We start from the raw sequence: 17708 nt of genomic DNA, 5'->3' as shown, positions 1-17708 counted from the left end.
TTTATTTCTCCTCAAAAAGTTTTATTTTTTGGTATTCTTGATTATTTATATAAAACATTTCTTTTGGTTTAAGTTCTGGTTCCCCGAATTGATCTTTCACTTTTATAAATTCTTGTTCTGAAATTTTGTGTGAAATGACTGCCTGATTAACAGTACGCGTCACCATTTTACTTTCTTTATCAAAGGCACCTATAGTATCTGTATATAAACCACTTGCAATGATAAATACATTGAATTTAGGTCCATCATTAAATAATGTTCTCAATTCATTTTCAGTCATACCTGTTATTTGATTGAAACGTTTAATGTTGTTTATAAATACAACTTTCACTTCTTTACTTGAACGTTCTCCTGATTTTCTAGCCGATATTTCTTGATTAAAGCCTTTTCTAATAACGGACAATTCTGATGAAGTGGAATAGTAGCTCGTAACACCATTCGCATATTGATGCATATTTTCATCAGTATCCACAAGAATTACCGTATGATTTTCACTGTATACAGTTAAATGTTTAAGTATTAAATGATTTAGATTTTCTTGGTCATTTGGTTTTAATGCTGTCACAATTGAGGACTGATTAACATCCAAACTCACTAACTCCACGTCTTCAAAGTCTAGACCTAATGGTAGTTTGTGTTCTTCTAAGATGAGTTTGTTTAGGTCATATCGTTCTTCTACGTCTTCCATGAGGACTTTGTCTGGCATCATTGGAATATGTGGTGGATATTCTCCTACGTAGTGTTCGTTCATGCGTGCGACTTCGTCTTTGATCTTGTCGTTATAACTTTCACCGTCTTCTAAGTTGAATGGCTGACTAATTTGAAACTGTGTAAAGTTATCGTCATTAATAGCTGCGCGTCCTTTAATGTCTTTGACGCCTTTTTTATATGATCCTATGATGTTTGTGAGTTCGTTATTATCGAATAGATATAAAGCGATTCTTGTCTTAATGTTCGTAAAGATTGCTGATTTAATGGCACTTGATCTTGATCCAGTCAAGATGATGTACATGCCTAACGCGAGTCCTTCTCTTGTCACTTTGCCCATCATTTCTTCATAGTTATCTACAAATGGCGATTCTTTAACCGTATCGTAGTTATCGATAATGATAAAGACGTTCGGGATTTGTTCTTTAGTAAATTTATTATATTGTTCGATATTCACAACACGTTCTTTACTCAGTAGTTGTTTACGATCTGATATTAATTGATTGATGCGCTTAATGGCTTTTTCAATCTTAGCTTCTTGGTCTACTGTGAAGTAATCTGCAACGTGCGGTACATCTGAAACGGGCATTAAACCGTTTGTTCCGAAATCGAATAAATACATATGTGCTTGATTTGGTCGGTAATGACGGGCAATATCGAATATCGTGTTGTACAAGAATGTCGTACGTCCATACCCTGGACTACCGATGACTGCGATATGTCCTGAGTTTGTTAATTCTAACGTCATTGGTCCTTGATATTGTTCTTCTGGTACGTCTTTAAGACCGATTGTCAATTCGACTGGTCTTGGTTTATCTGACCATAATTGTGTAAAGTCTGATTCGATTAATTCTGATTGATGAACGGTCTCTGGTAATGGTGGTAACCATGGGCGTTTTACATCACTAATATTTAAGCTTTGTGTAACGGCTTCGATATGATCAATAACCGCTTCTAGTTCTGTTTGCGTTTCTTGTGGTTCCACTTCATCTAGCCCACTTAAATCTTTATTAATTGGTTCTAATTGACCAAAGTCATTAATTAAATAAATTGTTTTGTCTTCTACTTCTGCTGATTCACCTGATGAATGATAACTTGCGCCACTCCATGCTGATTGGAATAATTCATAAATTTCATTATTACCAACTTGTAAATACGCACGCCCTGGTAATGTAATATCTGCTGCATCAGGTGTCTTTAATATTTCATTACTGTCTTGTCTGTCTTGTACTTTTAAAGCTAATTTAAATTTAGAGTTCGACCAGATTTGATCGTCTACTACACCGGATGGTTTTTGAGTCGCAAGTATTAAATGTATGCCTAACGAACGACCAATACGTGCTGTTGAAACCAATTCTTTCATAAAGTCTGGCTGCTCTGATTTCAACTCAGCAAACTCATCTGAAATGATAAATAAATGTGGCATTGGTTCTTCTGCAACGCCTTCTTTAAATAGTTTTTGATATTGATTGATGTGATTGACATCAAAATCACCGAATAAGCGTTGTCGTTTACGCAACTCAGCTTTAATTGACGTTAATGCACGCATCGCTTCATCACCATCAAGGTTTGTAATTGTTCCAACAAGGTGTTGTAAATCTTTGAATAAATTAGCCATTCCTCCACCTTTATAGTCAATCAGTAAGAATGCCACTTCATGCGGATGGAAGTTGACTGCTAATGATAAGATATATGATTGTATAATTTCTGATTTACCTGAACCTGTTGTACCTGCAACTAAACCGTGAGGGCCGTGTGCTTTTTCATGTAAGTTCAATGATAGAATGTCATCTTTACCACGAACCCCTAATGGTACCGCCATTGTTTTAAACGTTTCGTTATGTTGCCATCTTTGTACAACATTCAATGCATCCACTTCGGAAACACCATACATTTGTAAAAATGTCACCGTATCTGGAATTGCATTTTTCAAATGTTCAATATGATTTAAATTCGCTAAACGTCGAGCAATATAGGATTGATCGACATCATCTGTATTCTCTGGTGTGAATTTTTGTTCAACGAGTTCTTCTTCTTTCATCACGAGTACACCTTCTGTACGTGATTTAATATCTATAATCGTCTTCACATGCTCAGGCAAACTTTCAATAACATCTTCAACAAAGATTAATGAAATGCCATACTCTGATAAATCTTGATTCACGTATTCTAAGATAACGTGATCAATGATTAAGGACATATCTGTAATGACAAATACAAGGTGTGGTGTAAATACAACTTTCTCATTGCTCTTCCCACGTTCTCGTACCGTTTGTATACGTTCTTTAATTAAACTATATATAGATGTTAATATTTGATCTCGTGTACGTTGATTATAAACAAAACCACGAATGTTCTGATGTTGGAAAGTGACATGCGGCAACCAACGAGCCCAATCAAATGTTTCTCTTTCTGTTTCACGTGTGACAAATAAGAATTGTAAATCGTGATAACTATGGAATGTCGCCAATTGAATAATCATCTTCTCTAACTCTTCAATGATTAAATGTCTCGTACCTACATATGCAATTGGTCCATGTGTTAAGTCATTCACTAAAGGTGCTTGTTCAACATCTTCATAGAATTCATATAATTCTTTCGCATCATCAAATAAACCGTCTCGTCGTGGAATGAATTCATCTTCCGTGTAGTCTATATCGAATGATCGTTTTATATTTGTAATACCTAATTTATAGTGTAAGAAGTCATGGTGATGGGAAGTCTTCTCATATATACGCGGTGCGCGTTGTTCTACGATATCTTTAATTTCAGGCATTGTTGGATAATGGAAATTCAGACTATATCGTTGATCTTTAATCGCTTGATTGATTTCTGATGATTTGTCTTGTAAATACTTTTTATAATCCTTTTCCCGCTTCTCAACATCTGCTTTGTATCGTTTTTTCTCAGTGAAATACGTCGTAATACCAAAGATAATCATCACTGTACTCATACCAATCATCATGACAATATATATACCAATCGGTCGTACTAAGAAGATTATGACCGTTAAGATAATCATGACTAATGGTGGAATAATCGCACGCCAAATCATCGTATTATTCTTCTGTACGGGTTGAGGCGGCTTTTCAATTTTAATCTTTTCAGTTGGTTCACGATGAATGATTCTCGGTGAACGGTGATAGTCGTTATAGTCTTCCGCTTCAGCTTCCGGGTGGTCATAGGACAGTCTTACAAGTTGAGATGCTGCATCTTCATGTGACAACAACACGATGCCCTCTTCATGTAGTTCAAACAATATATCATCAATGGCCACTTGATCTCCGATATGTACAACATGATTTTTTTCTTTACGTAATTCGTAATTAATATATACTGACATTTCTTGATCGTGTACGAGCTGGAGACTTCCCGTTTCTTTAATACGATGAATCCCTTTCAACATAATGACATGGGACAACTGCGTTAACGTAATGTCGTCATAATCATCGTGACCAATTGTGATAACGTCTTGGCCAGACGGAAAAGCATACCCCGCACGATGTTCATCTGTATATAAAGTGAGCGTCATGTCACCTGAGTCCATCTTTCTCGTTAATGTTTTAAAAATAGACGTATGGTTTGCTTGCCATACGCCGTTTTCATTTTGTTCGATATGAATGGCTTCATTCAATTGTTTAAAAGTGATGTCTGCCTGCTTGTCTTTACTTATGGTGTACGTCTTATTTGCCTGCAAGTTGAGTATTGTTAGTTGTTCTTGATACTTTATGATCAGTTTATGCATCGTCAATTCCTCAGTCCTATACTATTTATTACGTTCAGCCTTTTGTCTTTTTTCTTTATCTTGTTGAGCTTGTTCTTTTTGTTTCTTTTCATTCTCTTCTTGTTGTTTTAGTTTTTCGTCTTTTTGTTGGTTTTCTTCTTCTTTTGTTTTTTCTTCTTCTTCTTTGACTTCTTTTTCTTTATCTAAGATGCCTTGTAATTGATCATTATATTTCTTAGTTTGTTCTGATCGTTTCTCAGTAGATAATTTTGAATTATTTTTAATATCATTTAACTTATTGATTAAAGCGAGTTTCGTAATATCATTATCATCGATATAAGTTGCGATATTTAACGCTTCATCTAAATTACCTTGTCCTAACTCCATCCAATATAATAAATAATCTTTATTTGAATCTGGCGTTATATTGTTAAGTAAGTTGTCTTTTTTATCATTTTCTAAACCTTGTTTATTCGTTTCTATGTAACTACGTGCGTATATATATAACGCTTCTTTATCTAGTTGCTTACCGTCAATATCTTTATACGCGTTGAGTACACCTGTATAATCCGCTTTAACATATGCACGATAACCCTCTTCAACTTGTGCGTCCGTCTTCATGACTGAGAAATGTAAATATGCCAAAAAAGCAATTAACACAAGCCCTATTACGCTCATCACAATTGCTAACCACTTGAAGATATTGTATTTTTTCTTTCTAACATACGAGAAGTTCATCGTATAGTCTTGTTGTTGTTTATCGTATTGTTCTGTTAAAAATTCTACGAGCGCTTCTAGTGACGTCGCTTCAATAATCTTATTCTCAAATGGTGTCCCTTTATGCAATGCTAGGTTGCCTTCGACTAAAGCTTCAAATGAAGTTTTCTGATTAAACGCATGTATCACAAGTGCTTTGTATCGTGTTAAGAATGCATCATCTGACATCGGTAACGGTGCGACAACATTCTTTAATCCACGTGTCTTTACTAATGGCAAACCGTCTTTCGTGAAATACAATTCATCCGCCGCTAAAGTGAATGTATAGCGTGTTTCACTCAACTGCTGTAGCTTAGCAATATTGAGTAAGTATCTTAGCTTTTCATTTTTCGTAAAGTCTAATATCTTCTGATACGGAATCACATGTTCTGGAATGTCATAATATATTTGGTAACTATCTCTAAGTTCAGTTAGTTCAGCATTTAAAAAGTATTGCCCTTTCTGTTCAAGCAAATACATTAAGTGCTGATGTTCTGATTTAATATCTGCTTTAGATATTTCTCTCATATCCACACGTTGTTTCGGTGTTGTTTGTTGTTCATTGTCTAATGTTTCAAGTTCTTGTAATGGTTCTGGCTTGTTCTTTGCCATTTGTACAGTCCTCCTATAACACTTTCAAAATATCGCCATCAGCAATTTGAAAGTCAATGAGCCTATCATTATCCACGAGTAATTGATGTTTCGTGGTTACTTTTATTTGATGCTTCAAATGATGAATATCTATATCCAAACTATCTACGACTAATGGAATTAACGTTTTAAGTGGTACGTTATTAGGCACTGCCAAATCATAAGTCCCATATCGATAATTTGAAAAATCAAATGTCACTTTTACAAGATGCTTCATCTTCGACTTGCCCTCCTTCTTTGAATCGAAAATAGAATAAAACCAAGTGTTAATGCTGCGCCAACACTGATTAATATATATGGCAAGATATTACGTTCTTGTTCATTTTGTATATATGGTTTCTTATCACTATTTGAACCGCGGTCTTTTTGCGACGATGGCCCAAATAATACATTTTTAGTTTCATCCAAACGGGTAGATGGACCCGTTTGGTTATGAAACATATTATTTTTAATGTCTTGATTTTTCTTTTGTTCTTTTTTCTTTATTGCATCATTGATCGATTTACTATCTTTATCGAACAATGTCGTATCATATTGGTTTAAATCTTTATTCACATTGTCCTTATCTTCTTGTTGTATATCAATATCAAGACTGCCATGTTGCTTATCTGCCGTTAATAACGTCATTGCAAGCAAACTTTCTACTAACATTAGATAAGCCTCTCTTTCTTAAAGTGTTTAACAAAGATATTTAACACAAATCCGATGATAGCTATAACAGTAATAACAAAGAGTGATATGCCTACAGGATGTTCTGCATTTAAGTAGTTATAAATCATAGTATCCACATACGTTAATGGTGATAGTTGCGCAAGTGTACTGCTTGTCATACCTAATCCATCAATAGCAATAAAGTATAGTGCGAGTAATATAATCATGATAAACATACCTATTGATTTTAATTGGCGTAATAAATACGTATTAATGAATACGAACACAGCCATCGTAATGATAATCATGAGCATAAACTTCAATTGGTAACCTGGCATCACTTGATAACGATTTAATGCGATAAATCCAATGACCATACCTTCGATTATTGAAGTGCCTCCAATGATTGCGGAAGTAATCATGTTATTCCATAAGCCATTACGTTCACTAAAGTCATCTTTAATATAAGTTGGTAAACCTTTCGCACGTTCATAACTATAGAATAGATATGCCGTCATCATTGATAATAAGTACATCAATAACACTAATATAGTTGATGATATTGTATCTTTCTCATCTTCATCTGCTAAGACATTATCTATACTTTTCTTCTGAATTGGCTGACTCATAAATGCTTTTAAAGCTTCGTTTTGACGATCTCCGTCTTTAGAATTTTCTAATACACGCGCAAAATCTTTCGCGAATAATGCGTTTGTATCTTCATTCTTCGACATTTCTTTATTCAAATCATTCGCTCTTGTACCTAATGAGCGGCCACTTGCATGTAGTTTATCAACGTTAGAATCTAATTGATTCAGCTGACTACTTACTTTATCCGCTGTTGATTTAGAAGTTTGACTATCGGATAGTAACTTCTGACTCTTCTCAGATAATTTGCTCACTTCTTTATCTAAATTAGAAGATAAAGTTGTGTAAGTTTCATCAGAATCTCTGTCAATTTCAGGTTCTTCTGGTTCTTCACTTAATGTTTTTTCCGTTTCACTTAACTCGTCAATTAATGATTCGATGTCTTTTTTATTTTTTCCAACGCTTTCTTTACTATCCAGAATGTTTGTAACTAATTCATCGGAAGTATCATTCATTTCATCAATTTGTTTCAGTAAATCTGTTTTATTTGCTTTAAACCCGTCCATATCTTTAACAACTTCGTCTACCATCATATTCGCAATCGCTTTGTTGTCTATCGTTGGTGTTCCTGGGCTTAAATGCTTATCTTTATAAAGTGTATATTGTGCTTGGAATCGATCTAACGAACGTAATTGTTGATCCAAATCACCACTGATCAATTCGCCACCTAAGTGATGATTAATTGATAAGTCGACAACACTTGTATTTTTATTTGAATCATCTTGTGCATTTTCATTTGGTTCGTTGTCATTTGTTGCGTTGTCATCTTCTGCGTCTTCACCAGGTGTATCCACCCCAAGTGTGTTGTCATTTGCTTCATTATCGTCTGTGATCGTATCGGATGGATTATTTCCCGGGTTATCATTACGATCCGCTTGACCGAACAATAATTGTAGACGCATTGTCTTATCATCTAAAAATTGATTTTGATTTTCAGTTTCAGATTTAAGTTTAGCTACACCTTTAACTTCCACGTCATATGATTTCACTGTTGTATCAAGTTGAATGTTTTGGTCTTTAATATCATATTTCTTACCATTCACATAAACCGTTCCTTCAAAGTCAAAGTTCGGGTCTGTCGCAATGGATAATTGGTTAATATCTTTACTCTTGATTGTTTCTTTTCTTTCAAAATCAACACCTTCGTTAACTAGGCGTGATGTGTCTGTTGCGTTAATTTCTCCGTTGTAATCATCTTGTTTAATTTTATTTTGAGGATGACCTTGATTGTATTCTTCAATAAACTGTTGAACATTACCTAACGTTGCTTGATAATCTTTAACTGCTTGTTCAGATAATCCGGCATTCTCTAAATCTTGTGCTGACATATTGCGAATGTAAAATGCATCTTGTTTAGATTCATCACGTTCTATCACTTCACGTAAATAATTGATCATTGTGTCTTGAACTTGTTGATGATCATCTTTCACTTGTTGCACTGCATCATTTAATTCTTTATTATCGTCTAGTTGCGACGTAATAGACTTCGTTAAATTCTTTCTATAATCTTCAATCATTTTTTTCGTAAATGGTGATTCTTGTTTCTTAACTTGTTTTTTCAATTCGTCTAAGTTTTCTTCAAAAGTCTTCTGATATTCTTTCTTAGAACGGTCTTCAGATTTCGTATATTCATCTAACTGACTATCCATTTCTTTCAAGTGATCGATATATGTATTTAAATTCACACTATCTTGCTTAGACTTATAATCACTTAACGTCTGCTCTAATAATGAAATATTCTTATTGAATGCTTCATTTTGTGATTGAACAATACTTGTCGCATTCTCATTAACATTTACGTTAAAAATATCTGAGTTCGCGCTTAATAATGAGCGATTATATTGTTGAACCCACGTTGTAATATCATTGTTCGCGATTGTTGAATTTACAGATGTATCTGTAAATAATGATGGAAAGTCATTCAAAGGATTTAATAAGTAATTTGAGAATTTCTTATTTACACTTTGTTCACGAGACATAATATCTCCAACATTCTCTTGTGCATTATGTAAGTTATCTATAATACTTGTTAAATAAATTTGGATTAAATTTTTATTGAAATCTTTTAGGACGTTGCCTACAATTTCTTCCGTATCTTTAGCAACTTTTGCTTTTTGACCTGTTGCTGTTTTATATTGAATCTCCATTTTCGAAGGTGTTTTTTCGTCTAGTTGCATTGCTAATTTCGAGAAATTCTTAGGTATAACTACCATGACTTGATATGTGCCGTTTTTCAGACCAGTTTCTGCCATGCTGCGTGTAACAGTTTCAAATTTATAGTTACCTTGTTGGGATAAGCGATTTATAAATGGCTCGCCTAAGCGAATTTTCTTGTCATTATATGTTGTTGCCTGATCTTCATTCACTATGGCCATATGAATGGTTTTATTTTTAACTTCTTTACTTTTTGTGTCTTTATCAGTGTGGTCTTCGTGATTACCGTTCGCAAATATCACTATACTTGCTACCGTAATACAAACAATTAAGAATATGATTAATGTGTATATCCAACTTTTCTTCTTCATGCCCTTTTTCCTTTCAATGCTTCTTCAGTCAATAACAATACGAAAAGAGCGGGATGGAAAACTGATTTTCCAAGCATTTTTGCCTACCCCACTCATCAAATATCAATTTAAAGGCTGTAACATCAAAAATGCCACAGCCCCTAAAATTAATAATAATGTCTACTGTAAACCAAAATTAGTTGATAATTGTTGGTCTTGTTCTTGTACAGCATCAGCAGTGCTGTTTAATTGTTGTTTAATTTCTTCTAGTAACTGTGCGAATTTTTCCACTTTTGGACTTAATTGTTGGAACTGTTCTTCGAAGCGACTGAATGCTTGACCTTCCCAGTTCGCTGCAATTTCACCTTGCGCACGTGTTAAATCAGATAAAATTTGATGAATTTGTTCAGAACCATTTCCGTAAGATTGGGACTTAGCTCTAATTTCCTCTGGACTCATTTTAATCATTGCCATAATGTTAAAAACCTCCTGAATATTTTGTAATTGTTTCAATAGTTAAAAAGATACAAATTTTACAATTATTAGTACCTCTTTTAAAATAATATACAAAATATCACCAAATGTACATAGTTTTTACTAAATTTAATCTAATTTATGATATAAATTATTGTTTGCGACTATAATTTTAAAAAAATCATTCATTTTTAAAGCCTATTAGTGTATTCTAATATTGAATAATTATACTTGTAAAGGAAAGTTTGAAAATCATGAAAAAATCTTTATATTTATCTATATCTTCAATAACTATTTTAAGTAGTTTATTAGTAACACCATCAGTACATGCGCAAGACTTTAAAAACATTGACGATGCAAAGCAATCACATCCGAATGCACAATTTAAAGTTAATCCATCAGATGGTTCTTTCACTTACACCTATGGACAGTCACAAAAACAACAACCAAACAGTCAATCACAGCAACAGAATATAAATCGTCAGCAACGCAACACCTCAGACAATGCACCTAAAGCAGATACACCTCAGCAGACATTACCGGATTCACGTACAACTAATGAGCCGACACCACAGCAACCATCACCAAATCAACAGACACCAAATGACTCCTCATCACAGACACCTGATTCTTCAACAGAAGAACAACCAGCATCATCAAACGACATGCAACAACCTGAAACACCTCAGCCAGAAACACCTCAGCCAGAAACACCTCCGACACAACCTGATACATCGAATGAAAATAATACAAATCAACAAGTTGGAGATGTAGACAAAGCATATGAAAAAGACGACAACGGAATGATCACTTCTATCGACTTAGATATATTAAATGACGAATTACAAATCTCTGAATTTAATGAGAAAGCTAAGACTGTAGATGGGAAACCTTTAGCATTAGGTAACGGGAAAATTATCAATCAACCAACATTTACGAATAAAAATAATTTATATACTGCTGGTCAATGTACATGGTATGTGTTTGATAAACGCGCACAAGACGCTCGAACAATCAGTACATTCTGGGGAGATGCAAAACATTGGGCCGGACAAGCATCAGCAGCAGGATTTAAAGTGGACAACAAACCAGAAAAAGGCGCCATACTACAAACCGTAGCTGGCGCATATGGACACGTTGCTTATGTAGAGAATGTAAACTCAGACGGCAGCCTACTTGTATCAGAAATGAACTGGGTAGGACCATATATCATCTCAACACGAACAATATCTGCAAGTGAAGCCGGTACATACAATTACATACATTAATTTTTTAAAAAATAAATTACACCTTTAAATATTACAGGAATTAATTTATACCAATTTACAAATAACATAATATGGCAATTAATCTACTAAAAGGAGCAAATATCATGAAATTCAAATTACGAGAACAAGATATTCTAGACTACCTAGATTTACATTTCCCAGAAGAAAAATACGAGAAAGGACGCTTACTCGTAGGACAATATAAGAACAGAGATCTATCTATTTATTACTTTGGCGAAAACTTTGCAGCTTGTGCCATTGTGCCAATCAATACATATGAATGTAAAGAAGCAATCAAAGTAGATTATAATGACATCGAGCAAATCAAATTAAAAGACGGCCTTTTGTTTAGAAAATTAATCATACAAACAAACAAAGGCAAACTTAAATACGGTACATCTAAACTATTATCAAGCGACTTCCAGAAACAAAACTATAACGACTTCATCAAAGGTGAAAAACAACGCGTTATATATGAGAATGGTAAATTCATTTAAACCTGTCGATTAGAAGTCTACTGGCAGTGTTAAGCATATACACGCTAAATAAACCTACCAACATAAAAAGACAAGGCAGGACAAGGAATCATATTGACATATGATTCCTTCCTGCCTTCATTTCTTTATTCAATTTATTACATATGAGGTGCCTTATGAGATGAATAAGATTTTAAGTCTGACTATCATATCAATCCTATTATTATCCGGCTGTACAACTGAACCAGAAGATCACAGTCGGCAGGCAACGCAAGAGAAATCAACAGTGCCTGAAAAAATGCCTGTTCAAGAATATAAAGGGCAAGGCTATCAACCGCATGCTGAAGAAGATGTCATTAAAGCAGCTAAAAAACATCGCAAAGCATTTGAAAAGCGTGGAGAACAATTCTTCAAAGATAATTTTGGTTTAAATGTAAAAGCTACAAACGTCGTTGCAGAAGATGCTAGTGTAGAAGTCTATGTGCATTGTAATGATAACGGCATAGTATTTAATGCGAGTGTTCCATTACTTAAAGATGCTTATAAACGTACGAGTTCAATGAGAAGTACTGATACCAGTAGTGAGATGGAAATGTTAGTTGGGACAGTCCTAAGTGGTTTCGAATATCGTGGACAAAAAGAAAAATATGATAACTTAACGCAATTCTATAAAGATAATTCGAAAAAATATAATTACACTGGATTCAATAAAGAAGCAATCAATAAAACGCAAGGGATCGGTTACCAAAATGAGTATTACTATATTGTTTACTCGTCTCGTTCGTTAAAGGAATACCGTAAATATTTTGAACCACTCATTCATAAAAATGAACAAGAATTTAAAGAAGGTATGATCCGCGCGAGAAAAGAAATGGGATATACAGCTGACGCTAACGTATACTCTACATTATTTACTGATCAATTTAATAATAATCATAAAGAAAAGGTAAAAAATTGGATAAGATTTACGGATAACTTACAAAAACAACCCAATTTCCCAGAGAATGTAGACATACTGTCTCAATTAGGCGATGAATTCATTTCTACAAAGAGTGCAAATTATAATGAGAAAAAAGTGATTGAATTTTAATTCATCAATCAGTTAATATTTAAAAATTTCATAATTAATCAACAAAATAAAAACAAAAATATTTTTATAGAGGTGCCACATGAAAAAAATCATAAGTTCACTTGTAGCAACATCATTAATATTAGGAGGGTGTTCAGATATGCCAGAAAATAAATCTACTAATGATAATCAGCAGAAAACAAAAAATACCAAGGAAGAAAAAGCAATTCCTGAAAAAATGCCTGTTCAAGAATATAAAGGGCAAGGTTTTCAACCACATGCTGAAGATGAAGCGATTAAATTTGCTAAGAAGCATCGCAAAGAGTTTGAAAAATTGGGCGAACAATTCTTCAAAGATAACTTTAGTTTAAATGTTAAAGCAACCAATGTTGTTGCAGTAGATGATGGCGTTGAAGTTTATGTTCATTGTAATGATAACGGCATTGTATTTAATGCGAGCATCCCTTTTACTAAAGATTCTTTAGGTGTGCCGGGGTCTTTTAGAAGTAATGATACTAGTAGTGAAATGGAAATACTTGTTGGTAAAGTTCTAAGTGGTTTTGAATATCGTGCTCAAAAAGAAAAATATGACAACTTAACACAATTCTATAAAGATAATAGAGAAAAATATAATTATACAGGTATGACAAAAGAAGCAATAAACAGCACACAAAATGTTGGTTACCGTAATGAGTATTTTTATATTTTATATTCATCTCGTTCCTTAAATGAATATAGAAAGTACTTTGAACCACTTATTTACAAAGATGATCAAGAATTTAAAGACGGTATGATTCATGCAAGAAAGAAATTAAACTATACAGCAGATGTTCGTGTAGTTGCAACATTGTTCAGTACACAAAAAGATATTTCACAGAAAAAGGATGTATTAAAGTGGATAGAATTCACAAATAGTATAAAGAAACAGTCTAACTTCCCTTCTCAAGCACATATTATCTCTAAACTAGTTGAAAATGGTATTTACACCAAAACTACTAGTTATGATAAGCAAAACAAAATTGAAATTTAGAATTAAATATACCTTACTTCATCAGACTTTATCTAAAAGTTATAAACATAATATACATTGATTTTAATTGTAAAATCAAGATTACCAAAGGAGATTGGACGTGAATCAAATTAACGTTAGAGATTTAGCAGAACTAAGTAGTTCCTGGGTTTATAAAGATACTAGTTCAAAGAAACCTGAGGATCCTGATTACGATTTCAAGGTGAATGGAAAATTTTTTAAACAATGGATTCATCAGTAAATTTAATACGTAAGAACCTCACTACACTTAAGGAACAATTAGAGAAAATCGCTGTTTACTAAATATCATTATTTAGACCTCCCGCACAGTGATATCGCTATCCCTTCCGTATAGAATTGAACCTCCGTTTATTTAAATAAGCGGAGGTTTTTATATATTTTTAATGGACTAAACTCCATCATCTATATGCTCTACACCCCATTGACATAATTCTTGTAATGCTGGCATCAATGATTGACCCCGCTTTGATAAGGTGTACTCTACTTTAGGTGGTACTTGTGCATACTCTTTTCGAATTATAAGTGCATCACGCTCGAGTTCTTTAAGCTGATTACTTAACATTTTATGTGTAATTGTTTGAAGGGATTTCTTCAATTCACCATATCTCATAACTTCTTCTTTCAATAATATGAACAAGATATGCAACTTCCATTTCCCTCCTATTAATGACATTGTATATTCAAATGATTCATTACTGCCTTTTCTTTCTTCTAATTTTTTTGAATCAGGCATCTCATACTCTCCTTTTAGATAGTATCTTACATAAAAGTGCATACTATCTTTTTTATATTTTCCTATTATACTGTGTACTATCATTAAATTAAAGAAAGAGCCATTACGTATTTTTAGTATATGGTTTTAAAGAAAAGAGGAGAATTAAAATTGGCAATACAACCTATCGAACTTTCTAAAGCTTATCGATTATTACAAGTTGGACCAACAACGATGATTTCTGCAAAACATAATGATGTTGAAAATGTGATGGCTGCTGCTTGGGTCAGTCTTGTTGGAAATATGAAAGTAATGGCTTATATCGGCAAACAAGCATTTACGCGTGAACTTATAGAGAAAAGCGGCTACTATGTAGTTCATATTCCAACCGTGCAACAAATGGAAACAGTCTTATATGTTGGGGAACATAGTTCAAAAAATATGGACAACAAATTAGATCAATTACCATTATTTTATCAAGATGAATTTGATATCCCATTAGTTGAAGGAAGTGCAGGTTGGATTGTTTGTAAAGTGATGCCTAATGAACAAAATGAACAAGAGCATGATTTGTTTATGGGAGAAATTGTTGGTGCATGGAGTGACGATCGTGTATTCAAGAATGGACATTGGATATTTGACGAAGCACCTGATCACTTACGTACCGCCCACTATGTCGCTGGAGGTCAATTCTACGCGATTGGCAAAGGTACAAAGTTCAATCACGGACCTGGAAAAGACTAATACAAGGAAAGTCATCCTCAACAAGAAGTTGCCCCCGCTTCATCATCTATGTTTATAATATATAGAAGTTTAAATAAAATACTTTTGTTAAATATCAAAGGGGGAAACAACATGAAGTATACTATTTCAAATCAACGTCCATCTGTAAATGACTTTGACCAATTAGTCCGTAGTTGTGATTTAATTGTTAAAGATAAAGCAGCAATCGAGATTGGACTTCAGAATGCACTTTTCAACATTACTATTTATAATAATGACCAACTGATTGGCATGGGGAGAATTGTTGGTGATGGTGCAACTGTCTTTCATATTGTAGATGTAGCCGTTAGTCCAGACTATCAAGGCAACGGTCTTGGAAAAATCATAATGACACACATCATGGATTATATTGAGGAACATCGATTCAAAGGTACCTATGTGAACCTCATTTCCGAAATGCCAGCAAATTATTTATATGAAAAATATGGCTTCCAGTATGTAAAAGACTCAACACCAGCCATGTACATAGAATATTAGGCTGTTGTAGTGATTGTGGTGAGAGACGTGGTGAATTGTGATAAAAGTAGCGATGCTATTTATCACGTTTGATGTGTCTTGATAAATTCAACTGCTCTATTTATCACGTTTTGCCCGTCTTGATAAATTCAACGCTCCTATTTATCACGTTCGAGGAGTCTTGATAAATACAACGCTCCTATTTATCACGTTTGGCGTGTCTTGATAAATTCAATGGCCAATGATTGCAAGTCTCGTCAAACGTGCAATCATTTCCTGCCAATCGTTGCAAGACTCGCTAAACGTGCAATCATCACTCTCAAAATTTAATATTCTGTCCTATTTCACTCCCTACCACATATCACTCAGCACCACCTATCACTCAGCGGCCACACCAAAATCCCAACCTCATCACAAACAAAAAAACAGTAGTGACTGGACATAATGTAACGTCCCGCTCCCTACTGTTTCACTTTATATATAACATTTTCTCTTACGATAAATAATCTAACACTACAGTTCCTACCGCTTCTGCTGCTACTAATAACGATGATTCATTTATATTAAATTTAGGATGATGGTGTGGATATATTTCTCCATCTTCTGGTGCTGCTCCTGCATATATAAATGTACTTGGTAATTCTTTCGCATAATATGCAAAGTCTTCGGATGGTGGTTGTGGCTCACATATTTCTACTTTCTCTATATCCGGACATTGTGCTTGCTTAATTGTATCTGCTACATATGCTGTAAACTCTGGATCGTTATACAATGCTGGATAATCGTTCTCGAATGTAAAGTCACATGTCACTCCAAATGTTGCTTCTAAGCCTTTAACCATTTGTGTGATTTCTTTTTGGATTGTACTTTTTGTTTCATCAGTGAGCGCACGTACATCCCCTTCTATTTCTACTGTATCTTTAATTACGTTAAATTGACCTTTTCCATCAAAAGAACCAATCGTCACGACACCAGTCTCAAATGGATTTAATCTTCTTGAAACGACATTCTGTACAGTTGTAACAAAGTTCGCACCTGCTACGATCGCATCATTAGCCATATGTGGAGAGGATCCGTGTCCTCCTTTTCCGTGAACAACTAATTTGAAATACGCACGGCCAGTTTGTAAGTAGCCATCTCGGTAATAGACTTTACCACTCGCCATTGTACTCATCACATGTGCACCTAATACATGATCTACACCGTCTAGCACGCCATCTTCAATCATACCTTTCGCTCCACCTGGTGGCATTTCTTCAGCTGGTTGATGAATAACAATAACTTTCCCTTTAAACTGATGCTTCATCTCAATCAATGTATCTGCAAGAATCAACATATATGCCGTATGCGCGTCATGACCACAAGCGTGCATCACACCGTCGTTCTTAGAAGCGAATGGCAATCCCGTTTCCTCTTTAATTGGCAATGCATCAAAATCCGCACGAATGGCTATCGTCTTACCAGGTCGACCACTATCTATCGTGACCTTAATACCCCGTTGACCGACATTCGTTTCCACTTCGCAATCTTTATCTTTGTAAAAATCAGCAATATACTTCGAAGTCTTCTCTTCCTGAAAAGATAGCTCTGGATGTTCATGTAAATAACGTCTGATATCAATCATATCTTGCTCTTTATCCCTTAAAAGCTGGACTAATTCATTCACAATAACCACTCCTCTATGCTTTCATAATAACTGAAATTAGGTAAATTTTGTTATAAAACACTTTATACAAAATCAACTATTCAAATCACAAAATAAAATGTTATTATATTA

General features: G+C 34.2%; 14 protein-coding genes. 6 read left to right on the top strand and 8 right to left on the bottom strand.

What is annotated here, in order from left to right:
- Nucleotide 1: 1 nt before the first annotated feature.
- The 6 genes from essC to esxA form a co-directional block, all read right to left on the bottom strand.
- Nucleotides 2-4453 (bottom strand): type VII secretion protein EssC, encoded by a 4452-nt coding sequence (gene essC / locus P3U32_RS00730; protein WP_323703688.1) that lies wholly within the window; start codon nt 4451-4453, stop codon nt 2-4.
- A gap of 21 nt (nt 4454-4474) precedes the next feature.
- A complete protein-coding gene (essB, locus tag P3U32_RS00725) occupies nt 4475-5800 on the bottom strand; it encodes a type VII secretion protein EssB (protein WP_323703687.1) in 1326 nt (441 codons plus the stop codon).
- Between the two features lie 13 nt (nt 5801-5813).
- The gene (locus P3U32_RS00720; RefSeq protein WP_323703686.1) at nt 5814-6056 is read right to left on the bottom strand and encodes an EsaB/YukD family protein; all 243 of its coding nucleotides are present in this window, start codon (nt 6054-6056) and stop codon (nt 5814-5816) included.
- A complete protein-coding gene (gene essA / locus P3U32_RS00715) occupies nt 6053-6490 on the bottom strand; it encodes a type VII secretion protein EssA (RefSeq protein WP_323703685.1) in 438 nt (145 codons plus the stop codon). The genes P3U32_RS00720 and essA overlap by 4 nt, the downstream gene beginning before the upstream one ends.
- On the bottom strand, nt 6490-9663 hold the full coding sequence (gene esaA, locus P3U32_RS00710) for a type VII secretion protein EsaA (RefSeq protein ID WP_323703684.1): 3174 nt from the start codon (nt 9661-9663) through the stop codon (nt 6490-6492). The genes essA and esaA overlap by 1 nt, the downstream gene beginning before the upstream one ends.
- A gap of 159 nt (nt 9664-9822) precedes the next feature.
- Complete coding sequence (esxA, locus tag P3U32_RS00705; protein WP_323703683.1) at nt 9823-10116, bottom strand: WXG100 family type VII secretion effector EsxA; 294 nt, start codon at nt 10114-10116, stop codon at nt 9823-9825.
- A gap of 254 nt (nt 10117-10370) precedes the next feature.
- Here esxA and P3U32_RS00700 point away from each other — a divergent pair, with 254 nt between their 5' ends.
- From P3U32_RS00700 to P3U32_RS00685, 4 genes are all read left to right on the top strand, one after another.
- Nucleotides 10371-11384: a CHAP domain-containing protein gene (locus tag P3U32_RS00700; RefSeq protein ID WP_323703682.1), complete on the top strand. Its 1014-nt coding sequence runs from the start codon at nt 10371-10373 to the stop codon at nt 11382-11384.
- 104 nt (nt 11385-11488) lie between these two features.
- Nucleotides 11489-11881, top strand: coding sequence for a hypothetical protein (locus P3U32_RS00695; RefSeq protein WP_323703681.1), 393 nt, complete (start codon nt 11489-11491; stop codon nt 11879-11881).
- A gap of 160 nt (nt 11882-12041) precedes the next feature.
- Nucleotides 12042-12950: a DUF1672 family protein gene (locus P3U32_RS00690; protein WP_323703680.1), complete on the top strand. Its 909-nt coding sequence runs from the start codon at nt 12042-12044 to the stop codon at nt 12948-12950.
- 79 nt (nt 12951-13029) lie between these two features.
- Complete coding sequence (locus P3U32_RS00685) at nt 13030-13959, top strand: DUF1672 family protein (RefSeq protein WP_323703679.1); 930 nt, start codon at nt 13030-13032, stop codon at nt 13957-13959.
- Nucleotides 13960-14368: 409 nt separating this feature from the next.
- On the opposite strand, the gene P3U32_RS00675 is transcribed toward P3U32_RS00685, so the two are convergent.
- The gene (locus tag P3U32_RS00675) at nt 14369-14713 is read right to left on the bottom strand and encodes a winged helix-turn-helix transcriptional regulator (RefSeq protein WP_323703678.1); all 345 of its coding nucleotides are present in this window, start codon (nt 14711-14713) and stop codon (nt 14369-14371) included.
- Between the two features lie 150 nt (nt 14714-14863).
- On the opposite strand from P3U32_RS00675, the gene P3U32_RS00670 reads away from it, so the two are divergent.
- Entirely contained in the window at nt 14864-15436 is a 573-nt protein-coding gene (locus P3U32_RS00670; protein WP_323703677.1) for a flavin reductase family protein, read from the top strand.
- A 111-nt stretch (nt 15437-15547) separates the two neighbouring features.
- Nucleotides 15548-15952 carry a GNAT family N-acetyltransferase gene (locus P3U32_RS00665; protein WP_323703676.1) on the top strand — a complete coding sequence of 135 codons (405 nt, stop codon included), beginning with the start codon at nt 15548-15550 and terminating at the stop codon, nt 15950-15952.
- 472 nt (nt 15953-16424) lie between these two features.
- On the opposite strand, the gene P3U32_RS00660 is transcribed toward P3U32_RS00665, so the two are convergent.
- Nucleotides 16425-17597: a M20 family metallopeptidase gene (locus P3U32_RS00660; RefSeq protein ID WP_323703675.1), complete on the bottom strand. Its 1173-nt coding sequence runs from the start codon at nt 17595-17597 to the stop codon at nt 16425-16427.
- Nucleotides 17598-17708 lie beyond the last annotated feature (111 nt).

It is taken from the genome of Mammaliicoccus sp. Dog046, assembly GCF_034039665.1.
Lineage (GTDB): Bacteria > Bacillota > Bacilli > Staphylococcales > Staphylococcaceae > Mammaliicoccus.
The sequence above is the reverse complement of the archived record's forward strand: the minus strand, read 5'-3'. Positions and strand labels throughout refer to the sequence as shown.

Coding starts and splice junctions, on each gene's coding strand:
- essC (WP_323703688.1), bottom strand. CDS start 4,453: ATGCATAAACTGATCATAAAGTATCAAGAACAACTAACAATACTCAAC.
- essB (WP_323703687.1), bottom strand. CDS start 5,800: ATGGCAAAGAACAAGCCAGAACCATTACAAGAACTTGAAACATTAGAC.
- P3U32_RS00720 (WP_323703686.1), bottom strand. CDS start 6,056: ATGAAGCATCTTGTAAAAGTGACATTTGATTTTTCAAATTATCGATAT.
- essA (WP_323703685.1), bottom strand. CDS start 6,490: ATGTTAGTAGAAAGTTTGCTTGCAATGACGTTATTAACGGCAGATAAG.
- esaA (WP_323703684.1), bottom strand. CDS start 9,663: ATGAAGAAGAAAAGTTGGATATACACATTAATCATATTCTTAATTGTT.
- esxA (WP_323703683.1), bottom strand. CDS start 10,116: ATGGCAATGATTAAAATGAGTCCAGAGGAAATTAGAGCTAAGTCCCAA.
- P3U32_RS00700 (WP_323703682.1), top strand. CDS start 10,371: ATGAAAAAATCTTTATATTTATCTATATCTTCAATAACTATTTTAAGT.
- P3U32_RS00695 (WP_323703681.1), top strand. CDS start 11,489: ATGAAATTCAAATTACGAGAACAAGATATTCTAGACTACCTAGATTTA.
- P3U32_RS00690 (WP_323703680.1), top strand. CDS start 12,042: ATGAATAAGATTTTAAGTCTGACTATCATATCAATCCTATTATTATCC.
- P3U32_RS00685 (WP_323703679.1), top strand. CDS start 13,030: ATGAAAAAAATCATAAGTTCACTTGTAGCAACATCATTAATATTAGGA.
- P3U32_RS00675 (WP_323703678.1), bottom strand. CDS start 14,713: ATGCCTGATTCAAAAAAATTAGAAGAAAGAAAAGGCAGTAATGAATCA.
- P3U32_RS00665 (WP_323703676.1), top strand. CDS start 15,548: ATGAAGTATACTATTTCAAATCAACGTCCATCTGTAAATGACTTTGAC.